Annotated in this window: 14 protein-coding genes; 5 read left to right on the top strand and 9 right to left on the bottom strand. The window is 71.6% G+C overall.

All coding sequences use genetic code 11. The annotated features are described in order from the left end of the window. Window positions 1-14 precede the first annotated feature (14 nt). Window positions 15-422, top strand: coding sequence for a hypothetical protein (locus tag H4696_RS40255; RefSeq protein ID WP_086856785.1), 408 nt, complete (start codon window positions 15-17; stop codon window positions 420-422). On the opposite strand, the gene H4696_RS40250 is transcribed toward H4696_RS40255, so the two are convergent. Beyond that, window positions 400-1860 (bottom strand): MFS transporter, encoded by a 1461-nt coding sequence (locus H4696_RS40250; RefSeq protein ID WP_086856787.1) that lies wholly within the window; start codon window positions 1858-1860, stop codon window positions 400-402. The two genes, H4696_RS40255 and H4696_RS40250, sit on opposite strands and share 23 nt — an antisense overlap. 172 nt (window positions 1861-2032) lie before the next feature. On the opposite strand from H4696_RS40250, the gene H4696_RS40245 reads away from it, so the two are divergent. Next, the gene (locus H4696_RS40245; RefSeq protein WP_192782796.1) at window positions 2033-2980 is read left to right on the top strand and encodes an Lrp/AsnC family transcriptional regulator; all 948 of its coding nucleotides are present in this window, start codon (window positions 2033-2035) and stop codon (window positions 2978-2980) included. 3 nt (window positions 2981-2983) lie between these two features. Here the strand turns inward: H4696_RS40245 and H4696_RS40240 are convergent, their stop codons facing one another. Together H4696_RS40240 and H4696_RS40235 are read right to left on the bottom strand one after the other, a co-directional pair. After that, window positions 2984-3616 (bottom strand): class I SAM-dependent DNA methyltransferase, encoded by a 633-nt coding sequence (locus H4696_RS40240; protein WP_086861778.1) that lies wholly within the window; start codon window positions 3614-3616, stop codon window positions 2984-2986. Window positions 3617-3660: 44 nt separating this feature from the next. Next, complete coding sequence (locus tag H4696_RS40235; RefSeq protein ID WP_086861780.1) at window positions 3661-3837, bottom strand: zf-HC2 domain-containing protein; 177 nt, start codon at window positions 3835-3837, stop codon at window positions 3661-3663. Between the two features lie 317 nt (window positions 3838-4154). Here H4696_RS40235 and H4696_RS40230 point away from each other — a divergent pair, with 317 nt between their 5' ends. Next, the gene (locus H4696_RS40230) at window positions 4155-4403 is read left to right on the top strand and encodes a hypothetical protein (protein ID WP_086861777.1); all 249 of its coding nucleotides are present in this window, start codon (window positions 4155-4157) and stop codon (window positions 4401-4403) included. 323 nt (window positions 4404-4726) lie between these two features. After that, entirely contained in the window at window positions 4727-5743 is a 1017-nt protein-coding gene (locus tag H4696_RS40225; protein ID WP_086861776.1) for a chitinase, read from the top strand. Between the two features lie 22 nt (window positions 5744-5765). Here H4696_RS40225 and H4696_RS40220 read toward each other — a convergent pair whose 3' ends face one another. The 5 genes from H4696_RS40220 to H4696_RS40200 form a co-directional block, all read right to left on the bottom strand. Beyond that, a complete protein-coding gene (locus H4696_RS40220; protein ID WP_086861775.1) occupies window positions 5766-6512 on the bottom strand; it encodes a thioesterase II family protein in 747 nt (248 codons plus the stop codon). 124 nt (window positions 6513-6636) lie between these two features. Further along, window positions 6637-7458 carry a dioxygenase family protein gene (locus tag H4696_RS40215; RefSeq protein ID WP_086861774.1) on the bottom strand — a complete coding sequence of 274 codons (822 nt, stop codon included), beginning with the start codon at window positions 7456-7458 and terminating at the stop codon, window positions 6637-6639. Window positions 7459-7537: 79 nt separating this feature from the next. Continuing rightward, window positions 7538-8434, bottom strand: coding sequence for a helix-turn-helix transcriptional regulator (locus tag H4696_RS40210; protein ID WP_169735032.1), 897 nt, complete (start codon window positions 8432-8434; stop codon window positions 7538-7540). A gap of 131 nt (window positions 8435-8565) precedes the next feature. Further along, entirely contained in the window at window positions 8566-9696 is a 1131-nt protein-coding gene (locus H4696_RS40205) for a thioester domain-containing protein (RefSeq protein WP_249027051.1), read from the bottom strand. Between the two features lie 273 nt (window positions 9697-9969). Continuing rightward, complete coding sequence (locus tag H4696_RS40200) at window positions 9970-10578, bottom strand: TetR/AcrR family transcriptional regulator (RefSeq protein WP_086861771.1); 609 nt, start codon at window positions 10576-10578, stop codon at window positions 9970-9972. Window positions 10579-10642: 64 nt separating this feature from the next. Between H4696_RS40200 and H4696_RS40195 the strand changes: the two genes are divergently transcribed. Beyond that, the gene (locus H4696_RS40195; RefSeq protein WP_086861770.1) at window positions 10643-11860 is read left to right on the top strand and encodes a cytochrome P450; all 1218 of its coding nucleotides are present in this window, start codon (window positions 10643-10645) and stop codon (window positions 11858-11860) included. Between the two features lie 79 nt (window positions 11861-11939). On the opposite strand, the gene H4696_RS40190 is transcribed toward H4696_RS40195, so the two are convergent. Further along, window positions 11940-16025, bottom strand: a complete 4086-nt coding sequence (locus H4696_RS40190) for a DUF7507 domain-containing protein (RefSeq protein ID WP_086861769.1) — start codon at window positions 16023-16025, stop codon at window positions 11940-11942. Window positions 16026-16057: the final 32 nt, after the last annotated feature.

The raw sequence follows: 16057 nt of genomic DNA, 5'->3' as shown, positions 1-16057 counted from the left end.
GAACGGAGAACAGCGTGGCGCAGTGGGGCGATCTGGTCGCTTACATCAGGGAGTCGTACCGGGTGGTGCGCGACGAGCCCGACGAGATCCGCATCCGCCTGATCTTCGGCGACGAGCCCGACACCGAACAGCGCGCGCAGATCGTCGTGATCGCTCGCGAGATCCTCGACCAGCGCGAGGACTGGGTGCAGATCGCGACGCCGTTCGCGCGCCACGACGAGGTCGACCTCCTCGCCGTGCTGACCGAGGTCGGCGAGGCGATCGTGGTGGGCGGGATCGCCGTGATGGGCGACCACCTCGTGCTGCGCCACTCGCTCCCGCTGATCAACCTCGACATCAACGAGTTCATCGACCCGCTCGAGCTGGTCGCCGGCGCGGCCGAGCTGCTGGAGCAGCAGTTCACCGGCCGCGACGACTACTGAGGGGAACCACCGCGGCGGCCGCGGCGACGACCAGCCCGGCCCCCAAGCCGAGCGGTGCCGTCGCCGTGCCGCTGCCCAGGTAGAGCCCGCCGAGAAGGGCGACGCCGAGGGTGCCACCCAGCTGCTGGACGGCGTTGAGCAGTCCGGCCGCCGAGCCCGTCTCGTGCGGCCGGACGCGGGCCAGTGCCGCGGTGAAGAACGGCACCGTGAACGTGCCCATCCCGAGCCCGCACAGCGCCAGCGCGATCGGCAGCGGCCACGGGTAGCCCGGCACCGAGGCGTAGACCGCGATCGCGGCGAGGATTCCGAGCAGCAACAACGCGAGCCCGCCGAACATCACGCGCGCGCCGAACCTCGGCACCAGCCGCGTGCCGGCGAACCACGACGAGACCGCGAGCCCGGCCGAGAGCGGCAGCAGGGTCAGGCCCGCGGTGCGGACGTCGGCGCCCAGGCCGAGCTGGAGCTGCATCGGTACCACCTGCATCAGCCCGGTCATCGCCGCGAAGAACAGCAGCGATCCGGCGAGCGCCGCCGGGAAGCCGCGGTGGGTGAACAGGCTCGGCTCGACCAGGGGTGCGGCCGATCGGCGCTGGTGGAATCCGAACGCCACGAGTAGCGCGACGCCGGCCGCGAGCAAGCGCCAGTCCGGGCCGGCGGGGTCGAGCAGCGGGTACACGAGGAGCCCCGCGCCGGCGGCGACGAGCACGGTGCCGATCGGGTCGATCCGCGGCCGAGTGGAGGATTGGTCTTCGCGCGGCCCCGCATCGGCGGAGCCGATCGAGTCGACCCGCGGCCGAGCGGCAGCCGGGTCCTCGCGCGGCCCCGCACCAGCGAGGAGCGCAGTGCCAGCCGGGTCCAGGTGCGGCCGCGTGGTGGCCCGGTCCTCGCGCGGCCCTGCACCGGCAAGCGCAGCACCGGCCGGGTCACCCCCCAACCGCGCGGCAACATGGTCTTCGCGCAGCAGCCGCGCGGCGAAGAGCACCGCGAGGCCGAGTGGGACGTTCACCAGGAACGCCGCTCGCCAAGACACCGCCTGCGTGAGCAGCCCGCCCAGCAACGGCCCGGTGACCGCCGACAAACCCATCACCGGGCCTACCGTGCCCAGGGCCTTCGCGAGTTCGGCGCCGTCGAACAGGGCTCGGATCAGGCCGATCGTCTGCGGGATGACCAGTGCCGCCGCTGCGCCCTGGGCGGCCCTCGCGCCGATGAGGACGCCCGCGTCCGGGGCGGCCGCGCACGCCAGCGAAGCGAGTACGAAGCCCGCCATGCCGATCTTGAACACCTTGGCGCGCCCGAGGACGTCGCCCAGGCGACCGCCGGTGATCAGGAAAGCCGCGAACGGGAGCGTGTACGCCGCGCTGAACCACGGGATCGCGGCCGCCAGGCCCGGGATCGCCGGGCCAGCGACCTGAACGATCGTGGCGTCGAGGAGGTTCATCGCCTCGGCGGTGAGCAGGACGGCGAGTGCGGCCCAGCGGAGGCGGTATGAGGTGATCGGCACGAGGTAAACCCTTTCGTCGGCCGCCACCTTGACCGCTCCGGCAACCCTGCTTCCACTCACGGCCGTGAAATTGCAGATTTCTTCCAGACGGACCTCTAAAATGTTAGATATGGCCATCCTTGACGCCATCGACCGCGCGCTGATCCATGCGCTGCACGTCGACGGACGGGCGCCGTTCACGAAGATCGGTGACGTCCTCGGCGTCTCGACGCAGACCGTGGCGCGGCGCTACCGGCGGCTTCGCGCCGAAGCGTCCCTTCGCGTTGTCGGGTTACCGGACCCGCAACGCGCCGGGCAGGCCGAGTGGATGGTCCGGCTGACCGCGACACCGCACGCCGCGCAAGATCTCGCCCGCGCGCTCGCGCGCCGCGCGGACACCGCGTGGATCAAGCTCATGTCCGGCGGCACCGAGATCTGCGTCAACGTCCAGACGCCCGCCGCGAGCGACCATTCGCTGCTGCTGCGGGACATCCCGCGCACGGCGAGCGTCACCGCGGTGTCGGCGCACCAGCTGCTGCACCGCTACTTCGGCGGCCCGACCGCGTGGCTCGGCCGGGCGAACTCGCTCGACGCGGCGCAGGTTTCGGCGTTGACGCCGCCGTCATCGGGCGAAGGCAAGCCGCTGACCGGCGAAGACGCCGCCTTGCTGGCCGCGCTGCAGCGGGACGGCCGCGCGAGCCTCGCCGAGCTGGCCGTGGCGACCGGCTGGTCGGCGGCGACCGTCGCACGCCGGCTGGCGGACCTCCAAGCCGGCGGCACGGTGTTCTTCGACCTCGAGATCGACCCGGCGCTGCTGGGCGCGACGACGCAGGCGCTGCTCTGGATGGCCGTCGCGCCGGCGCACCTCGACGACGTCGCGAAGACGCTCGCGACGCACGAAGAACTCGCGCTCGTCGCCGCCACCACCGGGCCGGCCAACCTGGTGGCGCTGGCCCTCTGCCCGGACGCGGCCGCGTTGCACCGCTACCTGACCCGCCGGCTGGGCGCGCTCGAGGCGATCCGGACGCTGGAAACCGCGCCCGTGCTGCGGACGATCAAGGCCGCCGCGTCCCGCTGAAGTTCACTCCGGTTTCCGCGCCAGCACCCTCCCCTGCGGCACCCGCGCCGCCGGATCGCGCAGCACCTGCGTCATGACTTCGAACCCGGCATCGGTCACCAGCCTGCAGACCCGCTCCACCGGCAGCCAGTAGATGTCGAGCGAGAACCCGTCGTGGCCGTAGCCGTCGCTGCGGTGGTGCCGCTTGTCGCCGACGTGGAACCCCAGCTGCAGGTAGCCGCCCGGGCGCAGCACCCGGAACAGCTCGGCGCACACCGCCGGCAACCTCGACGGCGGCGTGTGGATGATCGAGTACCACGCCACCGCACCGGCGAGACCGCCGTCCGGCAGGTCGAGCGCGAGCAGGGAACCCTCGGAAAACCGCAGGCCGGGGCGCTCGCGGCGGGCGACGGCGAGCATCTCGGGCGACAGGTCGACACCGGTGACGTCCAGGCCCGCTTCGGCCAGGAACGCCGTCACGCGCCCGGTACCGCAGCCGAGGTCGGCGACCGGGCCGTCGCGCACCAGGTCGGCGAAGGCGGTGAACAGCGCGCGGTCTTGGACGTCTTCGGCGAGCGGGGGCACGAACCGGTCGTAGCTCTCGGCCACGATCGCGTACGTGGCCCGGGTGGGGTTCAGGAACTCGTCATCGGTCACGGCGCGGACGCTACCGGCGGGCACCGACAATTCCGGGAATAGTCCTAAGTGGACTCGACTTGGACCAGGTGGTCGAGCATGCCGCGGACGGCCTCGAACTCGCGAACCTCCTGGCGGCAGTCCTGGCACGCCGCCAGGTGCCGCTCCACGCGCGCCGCCTCGGCGGTCTCGAGCAACCCCAGGCTGTAGGCCCCGAGGTCGGTCCGGTCGTACCGGCCCATGGATCGCGTCTCCGTTTCCGCGTCCCCGCGAAGGAACACCCGCACTACCGGACGTCTCCAGGGTCCTGGCCGGGACGCGCCATCGGCGAGGTTCCCCCGTTTTCCACCCGATCGGCGGACAACGGGCGTAGGCAACCGAGCCGTGTGAGTGACAAAGCCGGTCACGGTACCGACCGGTCACGACACGGAAAGCGTTTGTGCGCGGAACTTCACCGATTCCGCGTCATGGCTCCCCGGCTGCGTCGTCCGACCTGCGTCGGACCGGGATTTTCCGGCTTCGACCTGGGTAAGCAGGGCGATCCGAAACGAGGAGAGCGATGACCGTACGGAGCCACCGGGCGGACGACGTCGTGGACGAGGTCGGGGTGTGGCTGGCCGGGGAGTTCGCGGGGCGGCTCCCCGCCTCGGAGATCGACCGCGTCGTCAAGGTGACGCGGGTCGACCTCGAAGGGAGCATCGCGCCGGAGGAGCTCGGGGAGATGCTCCACCGGCTGGGCCGCGCGCGGCTGCAGCGCATCCTGCAGTTCGCGCCGGCCGCACAGGTGCGGATCCCGCAGGCGCGGTGACGAGGGGACGGCCGGGCCCGGGCCCGGCCACTCCCCCGCGAAGCACGTGATCCCGCGGTGAAGAACCGGCTCCGAGACCGCGTACGGAGCCGGGCCGGAGCGGACGTTCGCGCAGACCCCTTGCCCCGATTGCCGGGTTTCTTGACTGGACTAGACCAATCTGCTCTAGTGACCGGTGTCACCCTCGTTCCGGCCGGATGAGCACACCCCCTCCGACACCGGGCGCCCCCGCGCCCGGACTCTGTCGTGGCCGAAGGAGTGAGCCAGTCTTGAGAAGACGTCTTGTCGCGGTCCTGTCAGCGTTCGCCGCCGTAGCCGGGCTCGTGCTCGGCGTGCCCGCCGCCACCGGTCAGGCCCCGCAGGCCGCGGCCGCCGCCTGCAGCGCGCCCAACTGGGTCGCGGGCCAGTGGTACGACGTGGGCGCGGTCGTCAAGTACACCAACGGCGGCTACTACCGCGCCAAGAACGCCAACCCGGGCTACGACCCGATCATCAGCACCTGGTACTGGGAGCCCTACAGCTGCGACGGCGGGGGCGGCACCACGTGCAGCTACCCGAACTGGGTCGCCGGCCAGTGGTACGACGTCGGTGCGATCGTCAAGTACACCAACGGCGGCTACTACCGCGCCAAGAACGCCAACCCGGGCTACGACCCCATCATCAGCACCTGGTACTGGGAGCCGTACAACTGCGGCGGCGGCACGGATCCGGGCAACCCCGGCTCGTTCGTCGTCAGCGAGGCGCAGTTCAACCAGATCTTCCCCGGCCGCAACAGCTTCTACAGCTACAGCGGCCTGACCGCGGCCCTCTCGGCGTACCCCGGCTTCGCGAACACGGGCAGCGACACCGTGAAGAAGCAGGAAGCGGCGGCGTTCCTCGCGAACGTCAACCACGAAACCGGCGGCCTCGTCTACATCGTCGAACAGAACACGGCCAACTACCCGCACTACTGCGACTGGAGCCAGTCCTACGGCTGCCCGGCCGGCCAGGCCGCCTACTACGGCCGCGGCCCCATCCAGCTCAGCTGGAACTTCAACTACAAAGCCGCGGGTGACGCGCTCGGCATCGACCTGCTCGGCAATCCCTGGCAGGTCGAGCAGAACTCGGCCGTGGCCTGGAAGACCGGCCTCTGGTACTGGAACACCCAGACCGGCCCCGGCACGATGACCCCGCACAACGCGATGGTCAACAGCCGCGGCTTCGGCGAGACCATCCGCAGCATCAACGGCTCGATCGAGTGCAACGGCGGCAACCCCGCCCAGGTCGAGAGCCGGGTCTCGAAGTACCGCCAGATCGCTTCGGTCCTCGGCGTCGACCCCGGCGCGAACCTCTACTGCTGAACTCCGGACGCGAACGGCTCGCTCAGCGGGCGAGCCGTTCGCCGATCAGCCGGATGACCGCCGGGGCGTGGTCGTTGAGGTAGAAGTGCCCGCCCGGGTAGCTGTGCAGCTCGAACCCGCCGGACGTGCGCTCCGCCCACTGCCGCGCCTCGGCCTCGGTGACCTTCGGGTCCTGGTCGCCGATCAGGGCGACCACCGGGGCACTGACGTCCGGGCCGGGACGGTAGCGGTAGAGCTCGGCGGCCTTGTAGTCGCTGCGCAGCGCGGGCAGCACCATGCGGAGGATCTCGTCGTCCTCCAGCACCCGCGAATCGGTGCCGCTGAGCCGCTTGACCTCGGCCAGCAGCGCGTCGTCGTCCTTCTCGTGGACCCGCTCGTCGCGGAACGCCGAAGGCGCGCGCCGCCCGGAAACGAACAGGGCGAGCAGCCGCGTGCCACGCTCCTCGAGCCGCCGTGCGACCTCGAACGCCAGGCTGGCGCCCATGCTGTGGCCGAAGAACGCGACCGGCCCGGTGAGCTCCGCGGCCAGCACGTCGACCAGCCGGTCGGCGAGCACGAACAGGTCGTCCACCGGCGCTTCGGCGTACCGGTCCTGGCGGCCGGGGTACTGCACGGCCAGCACCTCCACCGACGGCGCCAGCGCGGCCGACACGGGGTGGAAGTAGCTCGCCGATCCCCCGGCGTGCGGGAAGCACACCAGCCGCGCCGGCGCGGCCGGCGCCGGGTGGAAGCGCCGGATCCACTCCGCGGCTTCGATGGAAATGCTCATGCCCGCCAATCTGGCAGGCGCGCCGTCCCGCGTCGACCCCTAACGGCGGATTCTGGGGGGTCGGCGGGCCCCGGCGTGCGGACCGGGACCCGCCTCCCTCCTCAGGAACACCTCGGGCGGGAGGTCACCCGGCCTGCCACAGGGCCGGGACGTTCGGGGGTTCCCAGCCCGGCTGGGCGGTGTGCCCCTGCAGGCACACGTACCCCTGACCGCCGTAGGTGACCCGGGCACCCGCCGCGAAACTGGTGCCCACCGCCCAGGAAGTGCCCCCGGGTGGCGTGGAAGTCGGCACGCCCGTCGTCGGCGTCGGGGTGCCGGTCTGCGGCACGTTGAGCACGAAGTCGAACGCCGCCTCCTTCGCGGAACCGTTGTCGCGCACGGTCATCAGCAGCCGCGCGTCGAAGATCGTGTCGGTGTTGTTGCGCGGCTCGTTGGGGAAGTAGAGCTGCGTGGTCAGGATCGGCCGGCCGGGGGCCTGCACCTTGACGTGGATGTGCCGCGTCCGGCCCGGGTAGAGGCCGGGCACGATCGTGGACAGCGTGAACGCGCCCTGTGCGTCGGTGTACTGGTGGCCGCGGAAGGTGTAGCCGGTGTTGTCGTAGGCGCCGTTGACGTCCGCCTGCCAGAAGTCCAGCAGAGCGCGGTTCACCGGCTGGCACGCGAGGCCGAAGACGTACCCGGTCACGGTGAGCCGGGTGCCCTGGGTACCGGGCGTGACGAGGTTGGTCCGCTCGGGCGAATTCGGCTTGAAGTACGGGCCTTCGGTCTGCTCGATCGTCGGCTCGTCGCCGTCGTGGCACTCCGGGGTCAGCGCCGGGACGGTGCCGCCGGCGACGGTGGTGCGGGCGAGCGCGGGGCCGCCGATCAGCGCGACCGGCGCGGCGACACCCGCCGCGAGCGCGGCCTTGAGCACCGTCTTGCGGCTGAGCTTGTTCTCTTCGTCCATGCCTTGCTCCTCGTGGGGGCGTCGGGGATCCCCTCGAACGTAGGCAGCGCACTCCCCGGGCGACGATGGACTGGACCGGTCAGTCGTGGTGAATCTCCCCGGCGCGCCGGAAATCGCCGGGGCTGAGCCCGGTCTCCCGGCGGAAGAACCGGCAGAAGTAGGCCGGATCGGCGAACCCGACGCGGCTCGCCACCTGCCGCACGGTGAGGTCCGTCCGGAGCAGGAACCGCTGCGCCTCCCGGGTCCTGGCCTCGCGCAGCAGCTGCGCGGCGGTGCGGCCGGTCGCCGCCTTCACCGCTTCGGTGAGGTGACCGGGGGTGACGCCGATGCGTTCGGCGTGCGCGGTCACCGACCAGAGCCCGAGTTCGGTGCGGGCGGAGAGCCGGGCGAACTCCGCGGCCACCGCGCCGGCGGGCGCGGGCGGCGCTTCCGGCGTCCCCGGCAGGCGTCCCGCGCGCACGACGAGGACGTGCAGCAGCGCGCGCAGCACCGACTCGGAGTCATCGCCACCGCGCCGGTATTCGTCTTCCAGATCGGCGATCAGCCGCGTGACACCGGCGTTCGCGCGGGCGTCCAGTTCCAGCCACGGCCGCGCGCTCAGCCGCCGCAGCAGCTCGCGGTCGGCGGGGTAGTCGAGGAGGAAGTCGTCGGTGAACACGACGACGTGCCCGTCGAGGCCGCGGACGTCGGCCCACTGGTGTACCTGGCCCGGCGCGATGACGCCGAGGTGCGGCGGCCGCAACGGCCAGCGCGCCAGCTCGACGACGTGCGCGCCGGTGCCGCCGGTGACGTGGACGAGCTCGTGGAAGGTGTGCCGGTGCGGGAACTCCGCGCGTGACAGCGGCCCGAGCGCGTCGAACGTGCCGACGGCGATCGGGGGTGAGTGCGGGGCCGGCACTTCCAGCCGGTGCATCGGCAGTTCGCCCGGCCTCGTCGGCGGGCAGGGCGTCCCGGGCGGAACGGTGGTACCGCGCATGGCGAAAAAGTCTAGACCAATTACCCGGCGTTTCGTCCGGTTGTGCCCCGATGATCGCAATCCGAACGTCTTGGTCCGAACACGAAAACGGGGCCGGTCCACAGTGGACCGGCCCCGTTCACGGGACTTGCTTACGCGCGGCTGCGACGCCGGTTGACCAGCAGCATCAGCGCGCCGCCGCCCAGCAGCAGGCCGCCGACACCGAACGGAACCGCGGCGTCGACACCGGTGTTGGCCAGGTCGCCGCCACCGGACTGCGCGCCACCCGGGGTGGTCGGCGCGGTGCTGGTGGCCGGGGCGCCCGCCTCGGTCCAGGTCGCGGCCGCCTTCGCGGTCACCTGGGTCTTCTCCGAGTCGGCGACGATCAGCGACTGCGCCGGCTTCTTGGCGTAGTTGTCGGCGACGAACAGGCGGCCGGTGTCCAGCTCGCCGGTGACCTTGAGCGAGAACGAGCCGTTGCCCGGCTTCACGCCGGCCGGGACGTCGACGAACAGCTTGCTGCCGTCCTTGACGTCCGTGGACTTCAGCTCCTTGCCGTCGGCGTCGGTGACCTTGACGCCGTCGGGCAGCTCGGTGGTCAGCGACGTGATGTCACCGGAGGTGGCGACGCTGAACGGGCCGATCTTGGTGCCCGCGGCACCTTCGGTCTTGTCCGCGGCGATGTTCAGGGTCGGCTTCGGCTGCTGCGCGATGCCCTTGTTCTCGTCACCGGTCAGGTAGCCGTAGAGCGCGGCGACGTCGGCGTTGGCCTCGGCCGGGTTGTTCTCGGCCAGCGGCTTCGTGAGGTTCAGGTTCACGCCGTCGCTGAAGTGCCACACGGCGGCCTGCGTGGCGGCGATCGCTTCGCGCTCGGAGATGCCGTCGTTGACCTTGACGCCGGCCTTCGACAGCGTGCTGCCCAGCGCGTCCAGCCCGACGCCCGGGTAGCCGTGGTGCAGCACCCAGTTGATCTTCGCGCTGTTCTTCTCGAAGGGCGAGTTCGCGGCGGGGTACTTGTTCCACGGGGTCTCGACCATGTCGACGTCGGTGCGCATGCCGACGGTGATCTGCACGCAGTAGAGCTTGAGCGTGCTGCCGTCGGACAGCTTCAGCGAGAACAGCTTGGTGATGTAGTCACCGCCGCCCTCGAGGTTGAGCCGGTAGCCGACGGTGCCGGCGTTTTCGCTGACCCGGCCGCGCGCCGCGCCGTCGTCCGCGAGGGCCGAGGGGGCACCGACCATGACCGCGGCAGCCGCGGCGAGCACCGCGATCCCGCCACGCACGAGAGCTGACCTGACCTGCATAAATCTCCTATCCGAGCCCGAACCACGACGTGAGGGCCGCGCAGATGACAGGCGTCGATCGCGGCGGCCACCGATTCGGGTGAGTGATCACCCGGTCAAGCGAATCCGGAGCTTACACAGACCGCACAAGCACTACACAGGGTGCCCCCTTAAACACGAATGGGCCCGAATAGCCGCGGAAGCACTCTTGAAAATGGCCTTCGACGCCGTTCTTTCCGGACCAGGCGGCACCGCGGCGGCGAATCATCGCCGTTACGCCGAAGGGCGTAGTCCCGAAGCCATCCTCCCGATGACCGCGGCGTATTCCGCCTTCAGCCGCGCTTTGTCCACATCGGACGCTTCGGCCAGCGCCATCCCGGCCGTGCCGAGCATGCCGAACACCAGCCGGGTCGTCGTCTCCAGCGGCTGGTCGTCGATGTCGCCGCCGTCCACCAGCGCCTTGATCAGCTGCTCGACCAGGCCGTAGGCGAACTGCTCCTCGGCCGCCTGCCAGCGCAGCCAGCCGAGGGCGATCGGGGCTTCCTGCCAGACCAGCCGGCCGTACACCGGGTCGCAGCAGCGGTCGAGGAACGCGTCGAGCGCGGCGAAGGCCGCCGCCCACGGATCGTCCGCACGGGCCGCCGCGGCCGCGGACAGCTCCATCGCCTCGGTCTCCAACTGCTCGAACACGGCCTCGAAGAGCGCCGTCTTGTTCGCGAAGTGGTGGTAGATCGCGCCACGCGTCGCCTGGATGTCGGCGGCGATGTCCTCCAGGGCGGTGCCACCGAAGCCGTGCTCGAAGAACCGGCGGGTGGCCGCCGACAGCAGGGCGGCCCGGGTGGCCTCGGAGTACTGCTCCCGCCGGCTCTTGACGGTCGACATGCGCAAAGCATAGGACATACACTGTGTATGTCACAGACACGGCGTAGGTCTCTGGGGGTTTGCGATGACGAACACCGACGAGCTGCTCTTCAACCCGTTCGCGCCAGGGTTCTTCGAAGACCCGTACGCGCAGTACAAGGTGCTTCGCGACGAGGATCCGGTGCAGAGCCACCCGCTGGGTTTCTGGTTCGTCTCGCGCTACGAAGACGTCTCGGCGCTGCTGCGCGCGGGGCTCTCGGTGGAGATCCAGAACCTGGCCGCGGGCCCATTCCTCGACCAGCAGGCCGCGCTGGCCCCGGCCGCGGACCCCGGCGCGCTGAACCTGTCGATGCTCGACCGCGACCCGCCCGACCACACCCGCTTGCGCTCACTGGTGACGAAGGTGTTCACCCGCCGCGCGGTCGCGGCGCTCGAGCCGCAGATCGTCTCACTCGTCGACGCCTCGTTGGAGCGGATGGCGGAGAAGGGCACGTCGGACCTGGTCGAGGAACTGGCGTTCCCGCTGCCGTTCGCGGTGATTTCGACGATGCTCGGCATGCCGCCGACCGACCACGCACGCATCCGCGAGCTGAGCGGAACCCTGGTGCGCTCACTGGAGATCGTGGCGGACGAGGAGACGGCGCGGGCGATCGCGTCGGCGGACGCGGAGCTGTCGGCGATCACCCGTTCGGTGATCGAGTGGAAGCGCAACCACCCGGCGGACGACCTGCTTACGGCGTTGATCGCGGCTGAGCACGACGGGCAGGTCCTGGACGGGGACGAGCTGGTGGCGCAGGTGGTGCTGCTGTACGTGGCGGGTCACGAGACGACGGTCAACCTGATCGCCAATGGGGTGAACGCGTTGCTGCGGAACCCGGATCAGCTTGCGCTGCTGCGTGCTCAGCCGGAGCTGGCGTCGAATGCGGTGGAGGAGTTCTTGCGGTACGACTCGCCGGTGCAGCAGACGCGGCGGATCACGACTTCGCCTTATTCATTGGCGGGTAAGGAGATTCCGGCGGGGACTTTCGTGTTGGCCTGCTTGGGTTCGGCGAACCGGGATGAGCGGTTCTTCGGGCCGGATGCCGCGGAGTTGCGTTTGGACCGCCCGGAGGCGCGCCACCAGGTTTCGTTCGGTGCTGGGCCGCACCACTGCCTGGGTGCGGCGTTGGCGCGGCTGGAGGGTCAGGTGGCGATCAGCCGGTTGGTGCAGCGGTTCCCGGACCTCGGGTTCGCCGGGACGCTGGAGTGGAACGGGCGGATCAACCTGCGTGGTCCGGCGAAGTTTCCGGTTACCGTCGGGTGAAACCTTCGAGGCCCGGCCGGAAAGCCCACCCGGCATACACCGGGACGCTTCCAGCCGGACCTCGAACGACCCGTTTTGCTCAGGCGCGCCGTCGTCGCCCGGCCAGGCACAGCGCGAGCCCGGCGATCAGCAGCAGGCCTGCCAAGGCGAGCTGCCGTCCCACGTCCACACCGGTGTCCGGCAACCGGTGCGGCGGCTCCCCCGGTCCCGTCGCCGGTCCTGGACGGGATCCCGGCGGCGGCACGGGAACCACCGGGACGACGGCGGTCGCCTCGCCGCCCGCGACCGGCTTGCCGTCGGGACCGGTCCCGGTGGCGGTGGCGACGTTGCGGACCCGGCCGGCCGTGACGTCCGCCGCGGTGACCGTGTGCGGCGGCACGGTACAGGTCATCGCCTGGCCCGGGGCGAGCACGGTGCCCGGGCAGGTCACGGGGCCGGCGGACGGGTCGTCGACCTTGATCTCACCGACGGTGGCCGTGCCGGTGTTGGTGACCGTGATCGTCCACCCGATCCGGTCCCCGGCTCCGATGCTCCCGTCGCGGTTCACGTCCACCGGACCGGCGGCCTTCGTGATCGCGAGCGCGCCGGCCGCGGTGGCGTGCACGGTCGCGGTCGCGGGCTTCGAGTCGACCGGGCTGCCGCCTTCCGGTGGGGTGCCGGACGCCACGGCGGTGTTGCCGATCGATCCGGCGTCCACATCGGACTGCGTCACGCGGTAGGTCGCGGTGCAGGTGACCCGCTGCCCGGGAGCCAGCGCACCGCCCGGGCAGACCGGCACCGGCGCGGCGCCGCTGCCGGTGAAGCGGGTCTCGCGGACCGTCACCGGGGCGAGCGTGACGTTGCCGGTGTTGGTCACCAGGAACGCATAGGTGATCTGCTGGCCGGCCGCGGAGACCGTGCCCGGCGTGGCCGTCTTGGCCAGCGTCAGCGCGGCGTCCGGCGGGGTCGGCACGACGACCGTCGACGGGTCCGAGGTCGGTGGCTCGGTCCCACCGGGCGGGGTGCCGGTGGCGACCGCCGTGTTCGTCACGTGCCCGGAGTCCACATCGGACTGGGTGAGCACATACGTGGCCGTGCAGACCGCTTGCTCGCCCGGCGCCAGGACGGCCACTGTGGCGCCGCCGCCCGGGCAGGACAGCGGCGAGAGCCCTCCGATGCCGGAGAACGCCGTTTCCCGCACTGTCACGGCGGTGAGCGTCCGGTTGCCCGTGTTGGTCACCACGAACGAGTAGGTGACCGTCTGCCCGGCCTCGAAGTGCCCGCCGTCCGCCGACTTCACCAGCGACAGCCCCGGCCTGCCCGGTACGGTCACCGTCGCCTGGGACGGGCCGGAGGTCACCGGGTCACCCTGTGGCGGACTGCCGGTCGCCTCGGCGGTGTTGGTCACCGAGCCGGCGTCCGCGTCGGCCTGGGTGAGGGTGTAGGTGGCGGTGCAGGTGACGGCCTGGCCGGGGGCCAGGGTGTCCGACGGGCACGCGATGACGGGCGGCGTCCCGGTACCGGTGAACGCGGTTTCGCGCACGGCCACCGAGGTGAGCGTGCGGTTGCCGGTGTTGGTCACGGCGAACCGGTAGGTGACGGTGTGCCCGGCGCCGTCCACGGTGGCCGGCTCGACCGACTTGACCAGCGTCAGCGCGGCTCCACCGCGCGCCGTGACGACCGCGGACGCGGGCGGGGTGGTCACCGTCGGCAGGCCACCGGGCGGGGTGCCGGCCGCGGTCGCGCTGTTGGTGATCCGGCCGGCGTCGAGGTCGGCCTGGGTCACGGTGTAATCCGCGGTGCAGGTGACGGTCTGGCCGGGCGCCAGCACGGGCACCACGGCGGCTCCCGCCGGGCAGGAGACCGCCGACAGCGATCCGCTGCCGCTGAAGGCCTCTTCGGTGACGGTCACGTCGGTCAGCGTCACGTTCCCGGTGTTGGTCACCAGGAACGAGTAGCGCACCGGCTCGCCCGCGGCGGCGACCGCGCCGGGGGCGGCCGACTTCACCAGCGCGAGCGCGGCGGAACGGTCGGCGGTCACCTTCGCCGAGGAGGGCGCCGAGGTGGTCGGCTCGGTCGCGCGCGGGGCCGTGCCGTGCGCGACCGCGGTGTTCTCGATCGAGCCCGCGTCGATGTCCGCCTGGGTGACCGGGTAGGTCGCGCGGCACGTCTGGGACGCCCCGGGTGCGAGCACCGCGTCCGGGCAGGAAATCGCGGGCGCGGGACCGGAGCCGGTGAACCGGGTCTCGTCGACCCCGACCCCGCGCAGCGTCACGTCACCGGTGTTGGTCACGGTGAACGTGTAGGTCACGACCTGGCCCGCGCGCCCGACGATCGTCGGCTCGGCGGTCTTGACCAGCGTGATCGCCGGGTGCGCCGGCGTCGGAACGGACACGGTGGCGGGATTCGAGGTCGTCGGGTCGGGAGAGCCGGGCTGCTTGCCGTGCGCGATGGCGGTGTTGTGCAGCAGGCCCGAGTCGACGTCGTCCTGCGTCAGCACGTACGTGGCGGTGCACGTCGTACTGGCGCCGGGGGCGAGCGTGGCGACGGGACAGACCGGCGTGGACAGGACGCCGCTGCCGGAGAACGCGGTCTCGTCGACCCCGACCTCGCCCAGCGGCACGTTGCCGGTGTTGGTGACCAGGAACGAGTAGGTGATCCGACGCCCGGCGGTATAGGCCTCCGGGTCGTCGGGGGAAGCGGACTTCTTCAGCGTCAGCGCGGGCTTCGGCGACTCGGTGGGCGTACGGGTGGACGACGGGTTCGACGTCACCCTGGTGGTCACGCCCGGCGGCAGCCCGGACGCCGTCGCGGTGTTCAGCGCGGCGCCGTCCGACTCGTCCGCCTTGCTGATCGGGTAGGGGGTCCGCGCGGTGCAGGTCTGGGACTCTCCCGGGGCGAGCGCCGGCCGGGGGCAGGTGACGACGCCGGCCTTGGCGTCGGTCACGGCGATGTCGTGCAGCGCCAGCGCGCCGGTGTTGGTGACGGTGAAGGTGTACCCGATCGTGTCACCCGCGTCGGTGATCCCGTTGCCGTTCACGTCCACCGGCGAGGCCGCGTGCTTCACCAATTGCAGGGTCGCCGCCTTCGCGGTGTTGGTGACCGTGCAGGAGACGAAGTCGCCGATGCCGATGTGCACCCGGACCGAGCCACCCGCGTCACCACTGGGCAGCTCGCTGTCCGCGGCGCCGTTGCGGGTGCAGGTCCACGATCTGTCGTAATTGGATTCGAGGCCCGAAGTGGCCGCCTCGCGCAGGGTGTAATCGCCACCGCGCGCTCCGGCCAGCACGGTGACCTCGCCGGTGGTCGCCGACGTGCCGCCCTGCGTATCGGCCGAGCCCAGCACGGCCCCGCCCGACGACGCGACCGAGACGGCGAACGAGTCACCGGCGAATCCCCGCACCACCTTCTTGGCCATCTGGAGGCTCGAGACCAGCACCCCGAACCCGACCGCCTGCCGTCCGCCGCCCACCATGCGCTGGGTGAAGGTGGCCGGATCCTCCGCGGCGACGATCGCGGTGCCGGTCTTCTTGGCGTTCACCCGGCCGGCACAGTGCACGGTCCGGGTGCCGATGCCGGTGTAGCCACCCCCGCACGCGTTGCCGATGCCCGGCCCGGAACCGTCCGCGGTCAGCGACTCGATCGGAGCGGACGAGGTCCACTCGATCGACTCGCCGACGTCCGTCGATTCGACGTCCGCGCCCACCAGGCCGTAGCCCTTCACCACCGCGCCGCTCGCGTCGGTGGCGACGATGTCGGTCAGCGCGGCAACGGTCGTCGTGCCACTGGCGGTCTGGTACAGCGCCGGCCGGCCCGGCACCCCGGTGTAGTGGCCGGAGTTGCCCAGGTAAGCGGCCGAGTAGGTGGGTAGCGCGCTCGGCGCGACCGGGCCGCCGGACACGGTGAGGGTGGCCGAGAGCCGGTAGCCGCCGGGCAGCGCGAACACCAACCGCTGGCCCGCCGGCGACGTGGCCTCCGCCGCGCTGTAGCCGGACAGGTCGAACCAGCACAGCGTCCGGGCGTAGGTACCGGTGCCCGCCGTGGCGAACCCGCAGCTCCGCGCCTCGGCGGCCGACGCGCGAGGCGCCGTGCCGGGCGCGAGCACACCGAGCGCCAGGAGCACCACGACCAGCAGCCCGGACACCCCTCGCCGGGACTTCCGGGCACCGAACACCACACCACTCATCGACCTCGGACCCCTCGACTCGGCTACCGCTC

The organism is Amycolatopsis lexingtonensis (genome assembly GCF_014873755.1).
GTDB classification, from domain to species: Bacteria; Actinomycetota; Actinomycetes; order Mycobacteriales; family Pseudonocardiaceae; genus Amycolatopsis; species Amycolatopsis lexingtonensis.
Note: the sequence above shows the minus strand (reverse complement) of the source record. Positions and strands in the feature narration are given on the sequence as shown.

Excerpts from the sequence above, each read along its gene's own strand:
- H4696_RS40250 (WP_086856787.1), bottom strand. The coding sequence starts at position 1,860 with ATGAACCTCCTCGACGCCACGATCGTTCAGGTCGCTGGCCCGGCGATC.
- H4696_RS40245 (WP_192782796.1), top strand. The coding sequence starts at position 2,033 with ATGGCCATCCTTGACGCCATCGACCGCGCGCTGATCCATGCGCTGCAC.
- H4696_RS40230 (WP_086861777.1), top strand. The coding sequence starts at position 4,155 with ATGACCGTACGGAGCCACCGGGCGGACGACGTCGTGGACGAGGTCGGG.
- H4696_RS40235 (WP_086861780.1), bottom strand. The coding sequence starts at position 3,837 with ATGGGCCGGTACGACCGGACCGACCTCGGGGCCTACAGCCTGGGGTTG.
- H4696_RS40200 (WP_086861771.1), bottom strand. The coding sequence starts at position 10,578 with ATGTCGACCGTCAAGAGCCGGCGGGAGCAGTACTCCGAGGCCACCCGG.
- H4696_RS40210 (WP_169735032.1), bottom strand. The coding sequence starts at position 8,434 with ATGCGCGGTACCACCGTTCCGCCCGGGACGCCCTGCCCGCCGACGAGG.
- H4696_RS40215 (WP_086861774.1), bottom strand. The coding sequence starts at position 7,458 with ATGGACGAAGAGAACAAGCTCAGCCGCAAGACGGTGCTCAAGGCCGCG.
- H4696_RS40190 (WP_086861769.1), bottom strand. The coding sequence starts at position 16,025 with ATGAGTGGTGTGGTGTTCGGTGCCCGGAAGTCCCGGCGAGGGGTGTCC.
- H4696_RS40195 (WP_086861770.1), top strand. The coding sequence starts at position 10,643 with ATGACGAACACCGACGAGCTGCTCTTCAACCCGTTCGCGCCAGGGTTC.
- H4696_RS40220 (WP_086861775.1), bottom strand. The coding sequence starts at position 6,512 with ATGAGCATTTCCATCGAAGCCGCGGAGTGGATCCGGCGCTTCCACCCG.